Origin of the sequence: Leptolyngbya sp. GGD, assembly GCF_026735145.1 — a bacterium.
Classification (GTDB): Bacteria; Cyanobacteriota; Cyanobacteriia; order Leptolyngbyales; family Leptolyngbyaceae; genus Leptolyngbya; species Leptolyngbya boryana.
In genome coordinates this window covers 459,205-476,055 of sequence record NZ_JAPQKE010000004.1, presented here as the reverse complement: position 1 = coordinate 476,055, position 16,851 = coordinate 459,205, and the positions used below count along the sequence as shown (strand labels likewise).

Sequence of the window (16,851 nt, the reverse complement as noted above, 5' to 3'; positions counted from 1 at the left end):
TCTCCTACTTTTCTAAAAATCTTCCTCGTAACCTGCCGACTCTCCACCGCCGCCTTCATTGTCACGCTTCGAGCCGAGTAATTGCAGCCGATCGACTAGAATGACAGGAGACGATCGCGCCGCACCCGAATTTTTATCTGTCCAAGTATCGAGCTTCAGCGATCCCTTAACCCCGATTAAGCTACCTTTACGAACATAATTGGCAGCCACATCTGCTTGCTTGCCCCAAAGTTCTAAATTAAACCAATCTGGCTGATCGCTATTGCGTGTCTGACGATTCACTGCCAGCGTCAGCCGACACTTGACGCTGCCTGACTCAAAATACTTGACATCCGGATCTCCACCGACTCGCCCAACCAGCGTGACAACATTTAAGCTCATGGTTCTTTTGTACTAAATAATGCAGTTGCCTCCCATATTAAATGATTTTCTGGGTCATTGCTCTTAACTTGTGCTAACCCCTAGACTCAGGGGTGAAACTGTAATAAAATCCACTATCGATCAGCATCATTGCTTACCATTTCATTTGATCAGCGTACTCATTGCAGTTAAAGAGGCAAGAATCTAGTGGGTTTTTTCAATCGCTTCTCCCTCTCGCGGGACATGGGTATCGATCTCGGTACCGCTAACACCCTGGTCTACGTATCCGGAAAAGGTATTGTTCTCTCAGAACCTTCCGTCGTGGCGATCGACCAGTCTGACAGAGTCCCCTTGGCTGTCGGAGAAGACGCAAAGCGGATGCTAGGTCGAACCCCCGGAAACGTTGTGGCATTACGCCCACTTCGAGATGGCGTAATCGCCGATTTTGATACGGCTGAGTTAATGCTCAAACACTTCATTCAGCGCGTGCATGAAGGAAAAGCATTAGTTTCTCCGCGGATTGTGATTGGAATTCCTAGCGGTGTTACTGGCGTTGAACGCCGTGCGGTGATGGAAGCTGCGTCTCAGGCAGGTGCGCGTGAGGTTTATTTGATCGATGAACCAGTAGCCGCCGCGATCGGGGCAGGATTGCCGGTTGCTGAACCCACAGGGAACATGATCATTGATATTGGTGGTGGGACAACGGAAGTTGCGGTTCTCAGCTTGCAAGGAACCGTTTTGAGCGAGTCGGTTCGAGTTGCAGGGGACGAACTCAGCGACGCGATCGTGCAGTATATGAAAAAAGTCCACAACCTGGTGATTGGGGAACGGACGGCGGAAGAAATTAAAATTCAGATCGGCTCGGCATATCCGGGTGCAGTCGATGAAGAAATGATGGAAGTGCGCGGACTTCATTTGCTGTCTGGATTGCCACGAACTGTGACGATTAAGGGACCTGAAATTCGTGAAAGTATGTCAGAGCCTTTGTCTGTGATTGTCGATGCTGTGAAACGGACGTTGGAAAGAACTCCGCCAGAACTTGCCGCCGATATTATCGATCGAGGCATTATGTTGGCAGGTGGTGGAGCATTGCTGAAAGGCATTGATACCCTGATCAGTCATGAGACTGGGATCGTCGTACACGTTGCTGCTGATCCTCTCAGTTGTGTTGTGTTGGGAACCGGGCGCGTGTTAGAAAACTTTAAGCAATTAGAGCGGGTGTTTAGTACTCGTCCGCCTCGCTAAAGTTGTCCTGATAGGGCGACCTTAAGTGTGAAAATTGTGTTTAATCTTGCCTCGGTAAGGTGTATTGTTAGGCTGCTCACTGATTGAGAACGCGCTGAATGTACGAACTGCGTCGCTGGTGGGATCGATTTGGGATTCCATTCACTCTTGCTACTCTTGGATTGGGAACTGCACTCTTGATACGTCAGAGTCAGGCGGGGTTTGTGATGGAAACTTATCAGTGGTTAACTCGCCCATTTCAGAGTAAGCCAGTGGCGATGGATCGGTTGATGAATGCTCAAACCCGTGAGTTACAGCAGCGCTTAATCGAGCTAGAGAGCAAGAATCAAAAGCTCGAAGAACTGCTGGGATTCGCCAAGTCGAAGAAGGCAGAAGGGATTCCAGCCTCAGTGATTGGGCGGAGTGCGGATCATTGGTGGCAGCATGTGACGTTGAGTCGTGGCTCGAACGATGGTGTGAAAGAAGGAGCCGTGGTCATGAGTCCGGGCGGACTGGTCGGACGGATCATTGATGTTAGCCCGAGTACGAGTCGAGTGCTGTTATTGAGCGATCCTTCTAGTCGGGTTGGGGTTGCGATTAGCCGTAGTCGATTTATGGGCTATCTGCGCGGGAAAACAGGGAACCGTGCGGTTATGGAATTTTTTGAGAAGGTTCCAGATGTCCGCAAAGATGATGTGGTGACGACTTCTTCGTTTAGTCAACTGTTTCCGGCGGGAATTCCGATCGGACGAGTTGAATCTGTTGATCTCACCAAAAGTCCGGCTCCTGAAGCCACGATCGAACTGACTGCCCCGATTAATTATTTAGAGTGGGCAATGATTTATCCGCATTCTCCTGCTCTCGCAGATCCTCAACCTGCAGCTAAACCAAATCTGGTTCCGTCTCCCTCTGCCTCGCCTGATCCCACTGTTTCACCGAGTCCTGATGCTAGTTTGACTGTTTCGCCCACTCCTGAAGCTTTGCCGAGTTCTACGCCATGAGCCTGCGTGCGATCGAGAATTTTGTCGATACCTATCCGAGCGCTCGCCCGCTTGTGAATGGAGCCGTAACTGTCGCATCGGTATTTTTATGTTTGTTGATTTTGCCTCTGCGATTGCCAGGAATGGAACTGGCAGGGATTAGTCCAAACTGGCTCTTAATTTGGGTGGTCGCTTGGAGTGTCAAACGTGTAGTTTGGCAAGGTGCAATGGCAGGTTTAATCTTAGGACTGCTGCAAGATGGCATGACTGCACCCGAACCGACTCATGCGATCGGCTTGATGATTGTGGGAGCTTTGACTGCAAAATTACAAAAGCAACGGTACGTGCAAGAAGACTTTATTTCTGTTGCACTCATTGTCTTTCTCATGGCAGTGATTTCAGAAACGATCACTGCGCTACAGTTTAGTTTCTTAGGGGAACGATCGCTGTCTGACATTTGGACGTATCACCAATTTATTGCGCTGAGTTCTGCAATTTTAAGCAGTTTGTGGGCACCGGTCGTTTATTTTCCACTGAATCGGTGGTGGGAAATGATGGGCATTGACGAACAGAGCTAAATCGATTTTAGATTGGGATTTTTAGACTGGGGATGGCTCAGTCTGAATTTGCGATCGACATAAATTTTGAAGATCAAGCGTGAATGAGGGGGTTGAACTAACGACCTCAAGATTTCGCGCGCAACTTAGATTGAGTAGCATAATATACTCACCTAGACTGATTTTTTGCTGTGAAATTACTTGCATTATTTTCTGCGATCGTTCACCCGTAACCGCTAGCATTGCCTTTGTTGTTGAAAGTGAGCACGATTGCGAATGCAATGATTTGAAAAGTAGATCAGCGTGCTGAGTTCGTTATCTTACTTTGAGCCATGATATTTCATCGAGCTTCTCGCAACTTAACCCGCAGGCAATTCACCGCACTTTCGACTTTTGGTTTTCTCAATTTGATGGCTGCTAGTGCAGGGGCAACGATCTCTCTGCCGGATCTTGTTACTCCACCTCGATCGATGAAATTAGGGACGACGTTTAGCCAGTTGCAATGTTGGTATTTGGGATTGGATTATCGTGAGACATTCCAAGCGATTTGCGATTTGGGATTTAAGCAGTTGCGGCTGTGTGCTTATTGGCATGAATTGCAGCCGCAGGCGAATCAGTTTGATTTCAGTAAGATTGATTGGCTCTTAGATGAGAGCCATCGACGCGGGATTCAGGTCGTATTAGCAGTCGGTATGAAAGCGCCTCGCTATCCTGAGTTTCATTTTCCAGATTGGATGCGAGCAAAGTACGATACGACGAGTGCGAGGGTTTTGGATCGAGATCTTGCGATCGCAGATTTGACGTTGAAGATGCTCGATCGCGTTGTCAGTCATGCAAAAACGGCTCCAGCGATTCGGTATTGGCAAGTTGAGAATGAGCCATTTACAACGTTAGAAATTACGCATGGGCGATCGTTAAGTGAGAAGTTTGTCCGACAAGAAGTGAAATTAGTACGATCTCGCGCGCAAGCAGGTCAGAAAATTTTACTAACGAATGCAATTACCCTCCCGGATGGGCAGGGACAAGAAGACGATCAAGCCTTTCGAGCCAGTCTTTGGTTAGCTGATGCGATTGGATTTAATGTGTATACGAAAGTGCCACAAGGGGCGAGTCAGGCCTATCTTGAGGCACAACCTTCGTATTGGAAAAAGTTAAAAGATTGGCGATCGCAGTTGCGACGATGGGGCAAAGAGAGCTGGATTGCTGAAGCACAGGCGGAACCTTGGGAGGCGAATGAGTTAGTTCCGGTATCGCAGCTTGAGTATCCGAGTTCATCCCCGATTCAGGCAACGAGTATTGTCGATCGAGTTCAAGAAATCGGCTTTGATCCGGTGATGTTGTGGGGCTGTGAATATTGGTATTGGCAGCGCAAGCAAGGGCGCGATCAGTGGTGGCTGGCAATGCAGCAATTGTTGAGTTTGTGATATCTCTTAATTGCTTCTGAGCGAGTCATTGACCGCAATAAATCTGATAGGGGGATAGGGTGAAGATCTGAAATCATGGTTTCTGCTCCTATCTCCCCAAGCGCACTTTTCCTCTCTTCAGGCGACACCATAGTCTGTATAGGGTCGTTTGTAAGGCGGCTGTAATCCTAAAACAATGTCTTCTCTAGGTACGCCCATCTTGATTAGCTCCTCAGCCGGATTCTGATCAGTTAGGTTCTGTTGAATCCAAATTTTTTCATTTTTGATATCAATGTGCATGACACAACGGTAGATCCGATTCAACCCTTGCCAACCAACATTCATCCACTGATAATGATCCCGTTCAGCATCAAGAATGAGTTGCACCTCAACTTGCTCATCTGAAATATCATCGCTGGCGTACTGGCTCAACAGCGTTTGAATATACTGGCGGTATTGAGTTAGTTTATCCATTGCATGATCACCTCATTGGCAGGATCGTACACAATTATTAGAACTTGATATCGTTGTATCGCAATTTGGGTGAATTCGTACTGAAAAAAGGTTTGATAGGTATCGAACGGGACTGCAAGGTATAAGGTTCGATCAGGATGAATCGATTCTAGAGCAAGGCGATAGCTCAGAAATTGCCCTAATGCAGCGTAGAAATCTGTAATTGCTGATGGATTGAGAAAACTTTTGATTTCGACTGCGATTTTCTCGCCCGATCGCTCTGCGGCAAGCAGTTGTTCTGCTCCTAAATCAACTTGAAAGTTGACGTTGCCAAATTTGAACTTCAAAGGATCGTCTGTGATCGTCCATTGTTCTTTCTGCAATGCGTGTTTGACAGCATCATGAAAAAAATCTTTGGCAGACACAGATCGAATCTCATTACGGCAAACTTATGATACTTTGTGCGATCTCTGTATTTTTGATGCGATCGCACAAGTGCAAAGCAATTTGCTAATCGTTCAAAAACTAAATCTATCGCAGCGCTGCTCAAAGTCGCGATTAACAACTTTGAGCAGTTCACTACTCTTCCTCGACTCGATAGCCAAATTCTGCAAGCTTGACTCGCGATTGTCGCCATTTCGGCATGACTTTCACAAATAGCTCTAAGTGAATTTTGCCTTCAACTAGCTTTTGCATTTGCTCGCGGGCAGCAGTCCCGATCGCTTTAATCATTCCTCCACCTTTGCCGAGCAAAATGGCTTTTTGTGAAGGACGTTCAACATTGATGGCAGCAAAGACTCGCGTAATCTTTTCTTCCTCCACAACTTTCTCAATTTCAACTGCAACGGAATGGGGAACTTCTTCACGAGTCATCATCAAGATTTGTTCTCGAATCAACTCGCCCATAATGAAACGTTCGGGCTGATCGGTGACTAAATCCGGTGGGTAGTAGTAAGGCCCTGGTTCAAGCTGTCCGATAATTGCCTGCTGCAATTCCTCCATGCCATCGCCTTGCAGGGCTGAAAATTTCGCGATCGTCCAGTTTCGATCCGCCGCTAAGGTTTGGTAGGTTTGATCGAATTCTGCATCTGATTGCTGATCAGATTTGTTCAAACCCAGAATGACAGGCGTTTCAGTCTGGGCTAGAAGTTCTGCAACATAGCGATCGCCTCCTCCTGCGACAACAGAGCAATCGACGACAAATAGAACGACATCCACTGAGTCGATCGCACTTTGAGCATTTTTGACTAAGACTCGTCCGAGTTGATGATGCGGTTTGTGAATCCCAGGGGTATCTACAAAGATAATTTGGGCTTCAGGCGTGGTTAAAATGCCCCGTAATCGATTTCGAGTCGTCTGGGCAACGGGAGAGGTGATCGCGATCTTTTGACCCACGAGAAAGTTCATAATCGTGGACTTGCCGACATTGGGGCGACCAATAATGCCAACAAAGCCCGATCGATAGTTCTCAGGCGGCGTGGGAATCGTGAAAATGTCTGGATGTTCTGACATTCCTAAATGAATTCTGTAATCTGGGACACTGTCTGACGTGGCGTATTAAACTCACACAGCCTATTCAGTGTAGGGGATTTATGGGTGAAGTCAAACGGATTGGAATTTTAACCAGTGGTGGCGACTGTGCTGGGTTGAATGCGATCATTCGCGCTGTGGTGTATCGAGCGACGGGCTATGGCTGGAAAGTGTTTGGAATTTCACGAGCGACAAACGGGCTGATGGCTCGCCCGCCAGAGTTTACGGCTTTGGAGATTGAAAAAGTCGATCGCATTTTGACCCAGGGTGGCACGATGCTAGGAACGACGAACAAAGGCAATCCCTTCGCTTTCCCGATGCCGGATGGGCAAATTCTCGATCGCTCTGAGGAGATTATCGAAGGCTATCGTATGCTCAACCTCGATGCCATCATTGGAATCGGGGGCGATGGCAGTATGGCAATTCTTCGCAAACTGGCGCAACAAGGCGGAATGAACCTCGTCACCATTCCGAAAACCATTGATAACGATGTCGATATTACAGAACAATCGATTGGATTTGATACGGCTGTGAATATCGCCACAGAAGCGCTCGATCGCTTACATTTCACAGCAGCAAGTCATTCGCGCGTGATGATTTTAGAAGTGATGGGACGAGATGCCGGACATATTGCCATTAGTGCGGGAATTGCCGGGGGAGCGGATGTGATTTTGATTCCTGAAATTCCCTATACGATTAGCAATTTGTGTCGCAAATTAGATGAACGGCAAGCCCAAGGTAAAAATTATTCATTGATTATTGTTTCGGAAGCAGTCAAAACTGAGGCAGGTCAAGCCGTCAACTGTACTCATGCATTTGGGGAGATGCGCTATGGAGGAGTCGGGCAGTATCTTGCCGATGTCATTCATGAATGTCATGGTGCAGAAACGCGGGTAACTGTGCTAGGACATGCTCAGCGAGGTGGTACACCTTCCCCGCTCGATCGCTTACTGGCTTCTGCCTTTGGAGTTGCCGCAGTGGATCTGATCGCGCAAGGTAAGTTTGATCGTATGGTCGCTTGGCGCGATCGCAATGTGATCGATGTACCGATTTTGGATGCCATTCAGCAGTACTGTGTGGTCGATCCAGATAGTACACTCGTCAGGACGGCACGAGGGTTAGGAATTTATTTGGGAGATTGAATGACGGTTATTTTGACAAATGATGATGGCATTGATGCCCCAGGCATTCGAGCTTTACTGAAAGCGGTGAATGGATCTGGAATTTTGGTTGCGCCAAGTGGTCATTATTCCGGCTGTGGGCATCAAGTCACAACGACCGCACCGATTCGAGTTGAGAAAAGAACTGATCAAGAATATGCGATCGCGGGTACTCCAGCGGATTGTAGTCGCATTGCGCTAAATTATCTTTTTCCTGATACTAAGCTAGTTCTGTCAGGTATTAACTCCGGTGGTAACATGGGCGTTGATGTTTATATTTCAGGAACGGTTGCAGCAATTCGAGAAGCAGCATTTCATCGCGTGCCTGGAATTGCTATCTCACAATATAAAAAAGGTAGAATTCCCGTAGATTGGGAACGCTCGGCGCGATGGGCAGCGCGAGTTGTCGATCAGCTTGCAAATCGTCCCTATGAGCCGGGATTTTATTGGAATGTGAATCTTCCCTACGTTGAACCTGATGATCCTGAGCCTGAAATGGTGTTTTGTCATCCTTGCACTCAGCCCTTACCAACGGATTTTCGGATTGAGGGGGATGAGTTTTATTACTGCGGTCAATATGGGGCAAGAAAGCGCGATCGCGGTTCTGACGTTGAGATTTGTTTGTCTGGAAAAATTGCGATTACTTACCTCAGCATTTAGAATTAGTACAAAACAACTCAAGGCATACAAATGGCAAGGCTGAGAAAGATTTGCCCATTTATTCCAGCAGGTGACGATGTTGCAAAGACGATCGCATTCTATGAGCAGAAGCTAGGCTTCAAGCGTCAATGGCAAGATAGCGAAACACCTGAATTAGCTTTGATTACGCGCGATGACATTGAGTTATTTCTACAAAAGAATCCAGATCCAGAGTGCGCGGAATGGACAACTTTGAGAGTTGAAGTGCAGGACATTGCTGACCTATATCGGGAGATTGTGGAGCGCGATCGTACCCTGATTCATCCCAATGGCAGGTTAGAAAAGAAATCTTGGGGAAGTACTGACTTTACGATTCTCGATTGCAATGATGTTTGTATTACTTTTTATGAGTTCTAACGGGTTTTGGTAGTTCATTGCAGTGGTTTACATCAGTTCAAACAGCAAAGAAGCAAAACGACAAAGCCTTGGAACTAGGAGATTTAGATTCTAGTTCCAAAGCTTTCTCATGCACTAATTGCTAAGCAAATCGTTTACGCAAACGATTGATTCCACACAGCAGACCAGAAACCGCTAACCCTGGAAGCGGCGTGAAGCCGAAAGGCACAGGCGTAGCCTCTCCGACTTGAAGACTGCTAATTCCTGCTGCTCTCAGATCCGAGCCGCCTACAGCAATCTGGATTTGGTCGAATGTTACCCCTGTAAAGCCATAGTATTCTCCGGGAGGTCCATTAGTGACACTACTAGAGGTGAACGATTCTATCAGTGTGCCATTCAGTAGGGCTGTGAAGGTTACAGTAGGTGTACTACTGTAGATTTTGAAGGCTGCCTGCGTTTGGGGAGATGCGAACTGGATAGAGAAGGGGTTCACAGTTGTCATTCCATTGGAAAGACTAGTGATATTGAATGCAGATGCCGAATCTTGGTAAGGGAATTCGCCAAAACTTATAGTGTCAAAATCCGCAGACCCCACAAAATAAAGGTTAGAAAACGTGACTCCCGCGCTGGAATATTGATTAGTAAGCGCAGTTGTACCAAATGCTCCCCCGCCAGCCAGGTCACTAAAGTCGATCGTTTGAGCCGGATTTGCAAGTCCAGTGGGCGAGGTATCAATTGCTAACGCATGAGCCGGGGCAACATCAACACTCGATAGTGCGATCGCCATCGCCGCTCCAACTTGAGCAACGATAGTACGCTTCAAAAATGAGTTCATCGTCTAACACCTGTTAGGAAACAAGACCATTTTGTTGATCTCCTAACTTGCGCCATCCACAGTTCTGCTTACATCTATTCTCTTGCATGTAGAGAAAATGTGAAGATATACTGACTTGCTTTTCCAATGCACCTCGCAGTTCGAGCCATACTTTCGATGCCACCCCAATCATGCAAGGCAGTACAACGTTACGACACACACACACTCACTGACTCGCTCCACTCAGTGCAGGCTCAGGTAACGCTCCTTGCATTCGACCTAACCAATCGATCAAATTGGTCAATTGTTGCTCTGCACTTAGCGCACCTAAACCGCGCACAGTTACTTTTCCAGTCGTGAAGACAAAGCGCGATCGCAAATGATCGGGTAAGTTCTCTTTCAGCAGATTCCAAGCGGGTTCTTCCATTGGAGTTTCTAAAATCACATGCTGCTTGCCTTCTGGCTTGATGCGTGAGAACCCAAGCTTTTTCGCAATTTGTTTAAGTTCCATGACTCGAAGTAACTGCTGAGCCGCAAGTGGAATCTGTCCATACCAATCAATCCAATCGGCTGAAACCTGCATCAACTCAGTTTTAGATTGAGCCGCAGCGACCGCACGGTAAGCGGACATTTTCTGATCGAGATCGGGAATGTAATCGGCGGGAATAAACGCTGTCAGACTGAGATCAATCTGAGTATCATCAACTTGCGGAATCTCTTGACCTCGAATCTCTTGAATCGCTTCTTGCAGCATTTCCATGTAGAGATCAAACCCGATCGCATCCATCTGTCCCGATTGTTCTGCGCCGAGTAAGTTCCCGACTCCTCGAATTTCCATATCTCGAACGGCTAATTGATAGCCCGATCCAAGCTGTGTAAATTCTTGCAAGGCTCGAAGTCTTTGTCTGGCGTTATCTGAGAGTTGATGCTGTTTTGGATAGAACAACCAGGCATGAGCTTGAATTCCTGCCCGTCCGACTCGACCTCGAAGCTGATAAAGCTGTGATAAGCCAAACTTCTGAGCATCTTCGATGAGAATCGTATTGACTCTGGGAATGTCTAATCCAGATTCGATAATCGTAGTGCACAGTAAGACATCTGCTTCGCCTGCACCAAACGTTAGCATCACCGATTCGAGTTCAGCTTCGGGCATTTGACCATGTGCGATCGCAATTCTCACACCCGGAATCATTTCTCGAATGCGCGCTGAAATCTCTTCAATTCCTTCGACACGCGGCACAACATAAAAGATTTGTCCCCCACGATCGAGTTCTTGGCGAATTGCCGATCGCACCATTTCCCCATCGTAAGGAGAGAGATGTGTTTTAATCGGACGACGCGATGGGGGTGGAGTCGTAATTAAACTCATTTCTCGCACCCCTGAAAGTGCCATATACAAGGTTCTCGGAATTGGAGTTGCACTGAGCGTCAGAACATCAACTTGCGTTTTCAGGGATTTGATCTTCTCTTTCTGATTCACTCCAAATCGTTGTTCTTCATCGACCACGAGTAAGCCTAAATCTTTGAATGCAACGCCTTTTCCGAGAAGCTGATGGGTTCCGACAACAATGTCAAGTTCACCTGTGATCATTCGACGCTGAATATCTTTGCGTTCTTCGGCAGATCGAAATCGATTGAGCAATCCCACTTGAATCGGATAGGGGGCAAACCGCTCTTTAATTGTGTGATAGTGCTGCTGAGTCAGAATAGTCGTCGGTGCGAGTAACGCAACTTGCTTTCCAGCCGTTACTGCTTTGAAAATTGCTCGAATTGCAACTTCAGTTTTACCAAAGCCAACATCACCGCAGACTAAACGATCCATCGGTCGATCGCTTTCCATATCGAGCTTCACATCTTGAACTGCTTTTAACTGATCCGGTGTGGGCTGGTAAGGGAAAGAATCTTCCATCTCTTGCTGCCAAGGCATGTCAACCGGATAAGTAAAGCCTTGCTGCTGAGCGCGTTGTGCATAGAGTTGTAGCAAATCGACTGCAACTTTTTTAACGGCTTTGCGAACTTTGCTTTTCGTTTTTTCCCAAGCTTTACTCGACATCTTGTTTAGCTCAGGCTTGGCATCGCCCATGCCTCGAAAACGCGAGAGTGAACCGAGTTGATCCGCGGCGACTCTTAGCAATCCATCTGCATACTTCAGAACGAGATATTCACGAGTTTCATTGTTAATCGTCAAGCTTTCGAGCTTGATAAATTGCCCGATGCCATGACTTTTGTGAACGACAAAATCGCCTTGCTCTAGCTTGTTTGGATCGACTTGTTTTGATGCGGCTCGGCGACGTTTGCGAACATAAGTTGGAGTTGCTAACGTTTGCTGTCCAAAGAATTCTTTATCTGTAACGACGACTAGACGAAACGTCGGTAGAATGAACCCTTCAAGTTCTGCTAAGCCAGAGTATTTGACTGCGACAGGAACGTGTTGAATTTGCAGTTTCTCGATCGCTAAATAATCTTTCGGATTCGGAACGAACTGCGCTGGACAGTCATGTTCTTGAAGCAAAGCAACCGAGCGAGAAGGCTGTGCTGAAACGAGCCAAATTGCAAAATTACGATCGCGCTCCCCCCTCAATGTCTCAGCTAATCGCGCAAACTGATGGGGAATTGCCGGAACCGGACGACTTGCAAGGTTCAGACCATTGTTGACCTCTGCTAACTCAGCGAGATTAATCCGCTCGAACCTCGCCAATTCGACCAGCGAATCCTCGAACGATCGATGAATCTTGGGTACAGTCGGCTTAACTTCTTGCCAATGCTCTTCGACATGTTCCAGCCAGCGATCGCTGTGAGCTTGTGTCATCTCTAGCTCATCGAGTGCGACCAGCGTATTCTCAGGTAAATAATCGAGCAAGGAGGCGGGTTGCTCAAATGCCAAACCTAAAAAGCGGCGAACTCCTTCGATCGACGTGCCTTCCACAAATCGCTCTTGGTCTTCAGGCGAGAGAAAATCGAGAACGTCTTCCCCAAGTGCAGATTGAATAATCGGACTAAAGCTCGTCGGTGTGAAAGTGACTTGCGTAACGCGATCGAGCGATCGCTGCGTAGACGGATCAAACTCCCGAATCTGATCCAACTCGTCGCCAAATAGCTCTAAGCGCACAGGGAGTTCTGCGGCAACGGGAAACACATCAATAATGTCGCCTCTACGGCTCCACTGCCCTTCGGTTTCGACCAAGTTCGATCGCTCATATCCCAACTTCGCCAACGTATCGCTTAACTGAGCGAGATTGAGGCTACTGCCTTTCTCTAACGTCAGAAAATAGGGCAAAAAAGCGGCAGGCGGTGGTAAATGGGGCTGGAGCGCGCGCTCGGTTGCCACGATCGCAATCTTCTCTCCCGCTTTTACTAGATCCGCGAGCGTCTGCAACTGTCCCCAAGTCATCTCCGCTTCCGGGTCAAACGGTTCATACGGCGAAGATTCCGATGTGGGATAAAAATGCACCGTATTCCAGCCCATCGCATCCATCTGGACACTCCATCGCCCGGCTTCTTCCAAAGTCGAAGTTACGACTAAAAGCGTGCGATCGCTTGCCTGTGCCAACGTCGAAGCGACAATTCCTTTCGCCAAACGAGAAAGACCACTCAAATTCAGTGTCGAATTTTGTTTCAGTTTGCTCAGGAGTTCTGCCGTGAGCGGCGATCGACCCAGTGCGCGAATAATCGAAGAAAAAGCCATGTCGGACAAGAGGAGCTGAAATGAGTCTTTACATTGTATCGAATCCCGTTTCTGCTGGTTGGCAGAAGATCTCTCGCCTCAATGAACTCACCATTCAGGGATACACTAATACGGTCGGATTTAAGCTTTTTCAAATTCCCCGATGAATTCGTTCACTACAGATTTACTAATTATTTTGTTACTGACGCTAGCAAATGGGCTATTTGTCATGTCCGAGTTAGCGATCGTCTCGGCTCGCAAAATCCGACTTCAGCAAAACGCCAATCAAGGTGATACCCGAGCCAGAGCCGCACTCCGCTTGGCTGAAGAACCGAACAATTTTTTAGCGATCGTTCAAGTTGGGATCACGTTGATTGGGATTGCATCGGGTGCATTTGGGGAACAGGCATTAACAAAACAATTAGAACCGTTTTTCAGTTCAATTCCATTTTTACGTGGGTATAGTCAGCCGCTTTCTTTCGGGATTGCAATTCTGACTTTGACGTATTTAACGCTGATTGTCGGGGAATTAGTTCCCAAACGCGTCGCGCTGAATTCACCGGAGCAGATTGCATCCTGGGCAGCCGTCCCCATGAGTCTGATGGCAAAAGCTGCGGCTCCGATCGTCTACCTGCTCAGTGCTTCAACGAATGTCGCAGTTCGATTTTTGGGAATTCGCCCCTCGGATGATCCGCCCGTCACTGAGGAAGAAATCCGCGTCATGATCGAGCAGGGAACTGAAGCCGGGATGTTTGAGCAGGCGGAAGAGGACATCATGAAACGGGTATTTCGATTGGGCGATCGTCGAGTCAGTTCGCTGATGACTCCTCGTTTAGAAATCACCTGGATTGATCTAGAAGATTCCGAAGACGAAATTCGCCGCCAAATGATGGAAAGCGCTCATTCAAGATTTCCAGTGTGTCAGGGTGGACTCGACAATCTGCTGGGTATTGTCCAGACCTATGATCTGCTCGTTAAAACCATGTATGGTCAATCTCTGGATGTTCGCACTTCGCTGCAACCTCCCGTGTTTGTGCCAGAAAGTACTCGCGCACTGAAAGTGTTGGAATTATTTAAGCAAACCGGAACTCAAATCGCATTTGTAGTCGATGAGTATGGCGTGATTCAGGGCTTAGTGACGTTGACGGATGTTCTACAAGCGATCGTCGGTGACATTCCCACCGTTGAAGAGTTAGCAGAACCCCAAGCGATTCAGCGCGAGGATGGAACTTGGTTACTTGATGGCATGTTACCGATTTACCAATTCAAGGAAATTCTCCATATTGAAGATCAGGAATTGCCGGGAGAGCAACGGGGGAGCTATCAGACTTTAGGCGGGTTTGTGGTGATGTATTTAGGAAAAATTCCCACTGCTGCTGATCATTTTGAGTGGGAAACCCTGCGCTTTGAAGTCATGGATATGGATGGAAATCGAGTAGATAAGGTGCTCGTTGGGGAAGTACATCCAGGAACTACGACATCTTGAGGTTTCGCAAGTTTTGCAGTACAACAAAGATATTGAATCGAGCGATCCCCATGATTAATACTGAACATGCAGACTTGCTCAAACTCAGTCCTTCTGAACGTCTCTTGTTAGTGCAAGATCTGTGGGACAGCATAGAAGCAGAAGATATTCCTCTCACAGATTGGCAGAAAGACGAACTGGATCGTAGAAAAGCAGCTTATCAAGCCGATCCTTCTACAGGTCGTTCGTGGGAGGACGTGAAACGGCGCATTATTGAGAAACATGGCTAAAAGGATTACGCTCACTCCTGAAGCGGAGGACGATATCGACCAAGGATATTTTTGGTACGAAAGTAGAAAGATTGGATTAGGCTTACACTAGCTTCCAACGCCTTGCACAATATGTTTCACGGTCGTTAAGGTTTCTAGTCCAATCAATCCGCGTCGATGTCCTTTCTGATTGGACATGCCGAGAAAGATTGCATCGCCCCGCTTCGGATTGCGATAAAACCGAGGCGACGTATTGATATAAGTCGAAGCACTGTTCACCCCGAGCGCAAACTGCCGACTCTCCTGATAAGATTCGCTGACTAAACAATCGGCATGACCACTACTGTAGTGATTGATCAAATCGATCGCGCTAGTCAAGCCATCTACCATTCTAAAGCTGACAATACGATCGAGATAAGCCTGTCCCCATTCGACATCTTCTGTTAGTCGCAAGCCTGGAAATTGTTCGACTAAATTCACATCACCTCGAATCTCAAATCCTTTCTCGCGCAAGCTATCCCACAGCATCACGAGAGACGAAAAATTTTGCTGTCGATGAATTAAAACTTTCTCGATCGCATTGACCGGATCAGGCTCACTCAAATGGCTATCGACGATCATCGATCGCGCCAGATCCAAACTGCCCGACGGCGACCAATATAAATAACAATTGCCCATTGCCGATCGTAAAACTGGAGCCGTTGCCTGTCTTACGACTTGTTGCACTAAGCTCGGTCTTCCGTAAGGAATGATCAGATTGAGATAGCGATCTTGACTAATCAAATCCCGAATCGGCGTACTTTCGCCGGGAAGCAGTTGCACACTCTCGATCGGGAGTCCTTCATCTTCTAAAGCCTGTGCCAGCGTTTCAGCAATTACACTATTCGAGTGGCTCGCCTCATTTCCACCTCGCAGCACCAGACAATTTGCTGTTTTGATACACAATCCAGCCGCGATCGCACTGAGTTCTGGAAACGCTTCATAAATCAGGGCGACGACTCCAAGCGGCATCAACTGCGAATAGGTCTGAGCGCGATCGACTTGAAAATTGGCAGGCATAACCCGCCCGATCGGATCTGGCAACTCACTCAGGCGATTGAGAATTTGTACCGTATTTTGAATTCGCTCCGGAGTTAATTTCAGCCATTCCAGCAGCAAGTCTGAAATCGCCATCTCTCGACTAATTTCGAGATCGAGCGTATTCGCCTCCAAAATATCCATTTGGCGACGACACAACGCTTGCGCCATTGCCTGCACTGCCCGACTCCGGTTCACACCACTTGTCGCCGCTAAAGCCAGCGAAGTTGTATGAGCCGATCGCAGCGTTGAAATCGGGTCAAATGCTCCCAGAGAATCCGTTGTCATTGGGCTTACCGCCGATAGGCTAACCAAACCATTAAGGCGGGCAGCACGGCTAACACCAGCGCTACGATCGCCCACAACATAATACTGGCTCCGGACGGCGAATGAAGCGCAACGGGTAGCCAAATACTCAACAGCACTAGGAGAATACCGAGTGCTAGGGGTAAATAACTGTCTCCAAGTCCAGGCTGGACAATATTCCACTGGTGACCTGTCCAACGCCACGATCGCTTATAGGGATAGCTGGTTGCGAGTTGTTCGATCACGTAGCCGTTTTCTTCAAGGACGAAGATCTGCTGACAGCGATCACAGCCAAATGCGTCAGTTAGCGCGATCGGGACAAGGCGACCGCGACGGCGGCACGGACAGGGATAATCCGTACTGAGTTCGATCTTTTGGTGCTTCTGGGTCTGCACGAGTAATAGAAGTTTTTTTAAATTCAAGTTGATCAGTATCTTTGCGGCGGGAAAATTTCCACTGCACCCAGTCACATCCTAAACTTGAGCAGTATACTCAACTTCTGAAGGTGACGATGATCGAAATTCTATCATTTTCACTCTAGAGACACAGACTCT

17 protein-coding genes are annotated in these 16,851 nt (G+C 47.6%); 9 read left to right on the top strand and 8 right to left on the bottom strand.

The features are described 5' to 3' along the window. Positions 1-12: 12 nt before the first annotated feature. Positions 13-381, bottom strand: a complete 369-nt coding sequence (locus tag OU814_RS21440) for a single-stranded DNA-binding protein (RefSeq protein ID WP_017287314.1) — start codon at positions 379-381, stop codon at positions 13-15. A 222-nt stretch (positions 382-603) separates the two neighbouring features. Here OU814_RS21440 and OU814_RS21435 point away from each other — a divergent pair, with 222 nt between their 5' ends. The 4 genes from OU814_RS21435 to OU814_RS21420 all read left to right on the top strand — a co-directional run bounded on the left by OU814_RS21435 (position 604) and on the right by OU814_RS21420 (position 4,545). Continuing rightward, positions 604-1,605: a rod shape-determining protein gene (locus OU814_RS21435; RefSeq protein ID WP_017287315.1), complete on the top strand. Its 1,002-nt coding sequence runs from the start codon at positions 604-606 to the stop codon at positions 1,603-1,605. Between the two features lie 98 nt (positions 1,606-1,703). Next, the gene (mreC, locus tag OU814_RS21430; protein ID WP_268242032.1) at positions 1,704-2,585 is read left to right on the top strand and encodes a rod shape-determining protein MreC; all 882 of its coding nucleotides are present in this window, start codon (positions 1,704-1,706) and stop codon (positions 2,583-2,585) included. Further along, positions 2,582-3,142, top strand: a complete 561-nt coding sequence (gene mreD, locus OU814_RS21425) for a rod shape-determining protein MreD (protein ID WP_017287317.1) — start codon at positions 2,582-2,584, stop codon at positions 3,140-3,142. Before mreC ends, mreD begins: the two co-directional genes overlap by 4 nt. 311 nt (positions 3,143-3,453) lie before the next feature. Next, the gene (locus OU814_RS21420) at positions 3,454-4,545 is read left to right on the top strand and encodes a beta-galactosidase (protein ID WP_268242031.1); all 1,092 of its coding nucleotides are present in this window, start codon (positions 3,454-3,456) and stop codon (positions 4,543-4,545) included. Positions 4,546-4,662: 117 nt separating this feature from the next. Here the strand turns inward: OU814_RS21420 and OU814_RS21415 are convergent, their stop codons facing one another. The 3 genes from OU814_RS21415 to era all read right to left on the bottom strand — a co-directional run bounded on the left by OU814_RS21415 (position 4,663) and on the right by era (position 6,489). Continuing rightward, the gene (locus OU814_RS21415; protein ID WP_017287319.1) at positions 4,663-4,998 is read right to left on the bottom strand and encodes a XisI protein; all 336 of its coding nucleotides are present in this window, start codon (positions 4,996-4,998) and stop codon (positions 4,663-4,665) included. Next, positions 4,986-5,402: a XisH family protein gene (locus OU814_RS21410; protein WP_017287320.1), complete on the bottom strand. Its 417-nt coding sequence runs from the start codon at positions 5,400-5,402 to the stop codon at positions 4,986-4,988. The genes OU814_RS21415 and OU814_RS21410 overlap by 13 nt, the downstream gene beginning before the upstream one ends. 154 nt (positions 5,403-5,556) lie before the next feature. Continuing rightward, positions 5,557-6,489, bottom strand: coding sequence for a GTPase Era (era, locus tag OU814_RS21405; RefSeq protein WP_190651628.1), 933 nt, complete (start codon positions 6,487-6,489; stop codon positions 5,557-5,559). An 80-nt stretch (positions 6,490-6,569) separates the two neighbouring features. Here era and OU814_RS21400 point away from each other — a divergent pair, with 80 nt between their 5' ends. Genes OU814_RS21400 through OU814_RS21390 form a run of 3 tightly spaced genes read left to right on the top strand, consistent with a single transcriptional unit; the run spans position 6,570 to position 8,723 of the window. Next, a complete protein-coding gene (locus OU814_RS21400; RefSeq protein WP_017287322.1) occupies positions 6,570-7,649 on the top strand; it encodes an ATP-dependent 6-phosphofructokinase in 1,080 nt (359 codons plus the stop codon). Next, a complete protein-coding gene (gene surE / locus OU814_RS21395) occupies positions 7,650-8,327 on the top strand; it encodes a 5'/3'-nucleotidase SurE (protein ID WP_268242030.1) in 678 nt (225 codons plus the stop codon). Positions 8,328-8,357: 30 nt separating this feature from the next. Beyond that, on the top strand, positions 8,358-8,723 hold the full coding sequence (locus OU814_RS21390; RefSeq protein WP_268242029.1) for a VOC family protein: 366 nt from the start codon (positions 8,358-8,360) through the stop codon (positions 8,721-8,723). 121 nt (positions 8,724-8,844) lie between these two features. Here the strand turns inward: OU814_RS21390 and OU814_RS21385 are convergent, their stop codons facing one another. Next, positions 8,845-9,537, bottom strand: coding sequence for a hypothetical protein (locus OU814_RS21385; protein ID WP_268242028.1), 693 nt, complete (start codon positions 9,535-9,537; stop codon positions 8,845-8,847). Between the two features lie 205 nt (positions 9,538-9,742). Further along, positions 9,743-13,201, bottom strand: a complete 3,459-nt coding sequence (mfd, locus tag OU814_RS21380) for a transcription-repair coupling factor (protein ID WP_268242027.1) — start codon at positions 13,199-13,201, stop codon at positions 9,743-9,745. A gap of 142 nt (positions 13,202-13,343) precedes the next feature. Here mfd and OU814_RS21375 point away from each other — a divergent pair, with 142 nt between their 5' ends. Together OU814_RS21375 and OU814_RS21370 are read left to right on the top strand one after the other, a co-directional pair. Further along, entirely contained in the window at positions 13,344-14,666 is a 1,323-nt protein-coding gene (locus OU814_RS21375; protein ID WP_017287328.1) for a hemolysin family protein, read from the top strand. A gap of 50 nt (positions 14,667-14,716) precedes the next feature. Beyond that, complete coding sequence (locus OU814_RS21370; RefSeq protein WP_017287329.1) at positions 14,717-14,935, top strand: addiction module protein; 219 nt, start codon at positions 14,717-14,719, stop codon at positions 14,933-14,935. An 87-nt stretch (positions 14,936-15,022) separates the two neighbouring features. On the opposite strand, the gene OU814_RS21365 is transcribed toward OU814_RS21370, so the two are convergent. After that, positions 15,023-16,279, bottom strand: a complete 1,257-nt coding sequence (locus OU814_RS21365) for a glutamate-5-semialdehyde dehydrogenase (RefSeq protein WP_190651640.1) — start codon at positions 16,277-16,279, stop codon at positions 15,023-15,025. A gap of 5 nt (positions 16,280-16,284) precedes the next feature. Further along, positions 16,285-16,692, bottom strand: a complete 408-nt coding sequence (locus tag OU814_RS21360) for a hypothetical protein (protein ID WP_026148526.1) — start codon at positions 16,690-16,692, stop codon at positions 16,285-16,287. Positions 16,693-16,851 lie beyond the last annotated feature (159 nt).

Excerpts from the sequence above, each read along its gene's own strand:
- OU814_RS21440 (WP_017287314.1), bottom strand. The coding sequence starts at position 381 with ATGAGCTTAAATGTTGTCACGCTGGTTGGGCGAGTCGGTGGAGATCCG.
- OU814_RS21435 (WP_017287315.1), top strand. The coding sequence starts at position 604 with ATGGGTATCGATCTCGGTACCGCTAACACCCTGGTCTACGTATCCGGA.
- mreC (WP_268242032.1), top strand. The coding sequence starts at position 1,704 with ATGTACGAACTGCGTCGCTGGTGGGATCGATTTGGGATTCCATTCACT.
- mreD (WP_017287317.1), top strand. The coding sequence starts at position 2,582 with ATGAGCCTGCGTGCGATCGAGAATTTTGTCGATACCTATCCGAGCGCT.
- OU814_RS21420 (WP_268242031.1), top strand. The coding sequence starts at position 3,454 with ATGATATTTCATCGAGCTTCTCGCAACTTAACCCGCAGGCAATTCACC.
- OU814_RS21415 (WP_017287319.1), bottom strand. The coding sequence starts at position 4,998 with ATGGATAAACTAACTCAATACCGCCAGTATATTCAAACGCTGTTGAGC.
- era (WP_190651628.1), bottom strand. The coding sequence starts at position 6,489 with ATGTCAGAACATCCAGACATTTTCACGATTCCCACGCCGCCTGAGAAC.
- OU814_RS21400 (WP_017287322.1), top strand. The coding sequence starts at position 6,570 with ATGGGTGAAGTCAAACGGATTGGAATTTTAACCAGTGGTGGCGACTGT.
- surE (WP_268242030.1), top strand. The coding sequence starts at position 7,650 with ATGACGGTTATTTTGACAAATGATGATGGCATTGATGCCCCAGGCATT.
- OU814_RS21390 (WP_268242029.1), top strand. The coding sequence starts at position 8,358 with ATGGCAAGGCTGAGAAAGATTTGCCCATTTATTCCAGCAGGTGACGAT.
- OU814_RS21385 (WP_268242028.1), bottom strand. The coding sequence starts at position 9,537 with ATGAACTCATTTTTGAAGCGTACTATCGTTGCTCAAGTTGGAGCGGCG.
- mfd (WP_268242027.1), bottom strand. The coding sequence starts at position 13,201 with ATGGCTTTTTCTTCGATTATTCGCGCACTGGGTCGATCGCCGCTCACG.
- OU814_RS21375 (WP_017287328.1), top strand. The coding sequence starts at position 13,344 with ATGAATTCGTTCACTACAGATTTACTAATTATTTTGTTACTGACGCTA.
- OU814_RS21370 (WP_017287329.1), top strand. The coding sequence starts at position 14,717 with ATGATTAATACTGAACATGCAGACTTGCTCAAACTCAGTCCTTCTGAA.
- OU814_RS21365 (WP_190651640.1), bottom strand. The coding sequence starts at position 16,279 with ATGACAACGGATTCTCTGGGAGCATTTGACCCGATTTCAACGCTGCGA.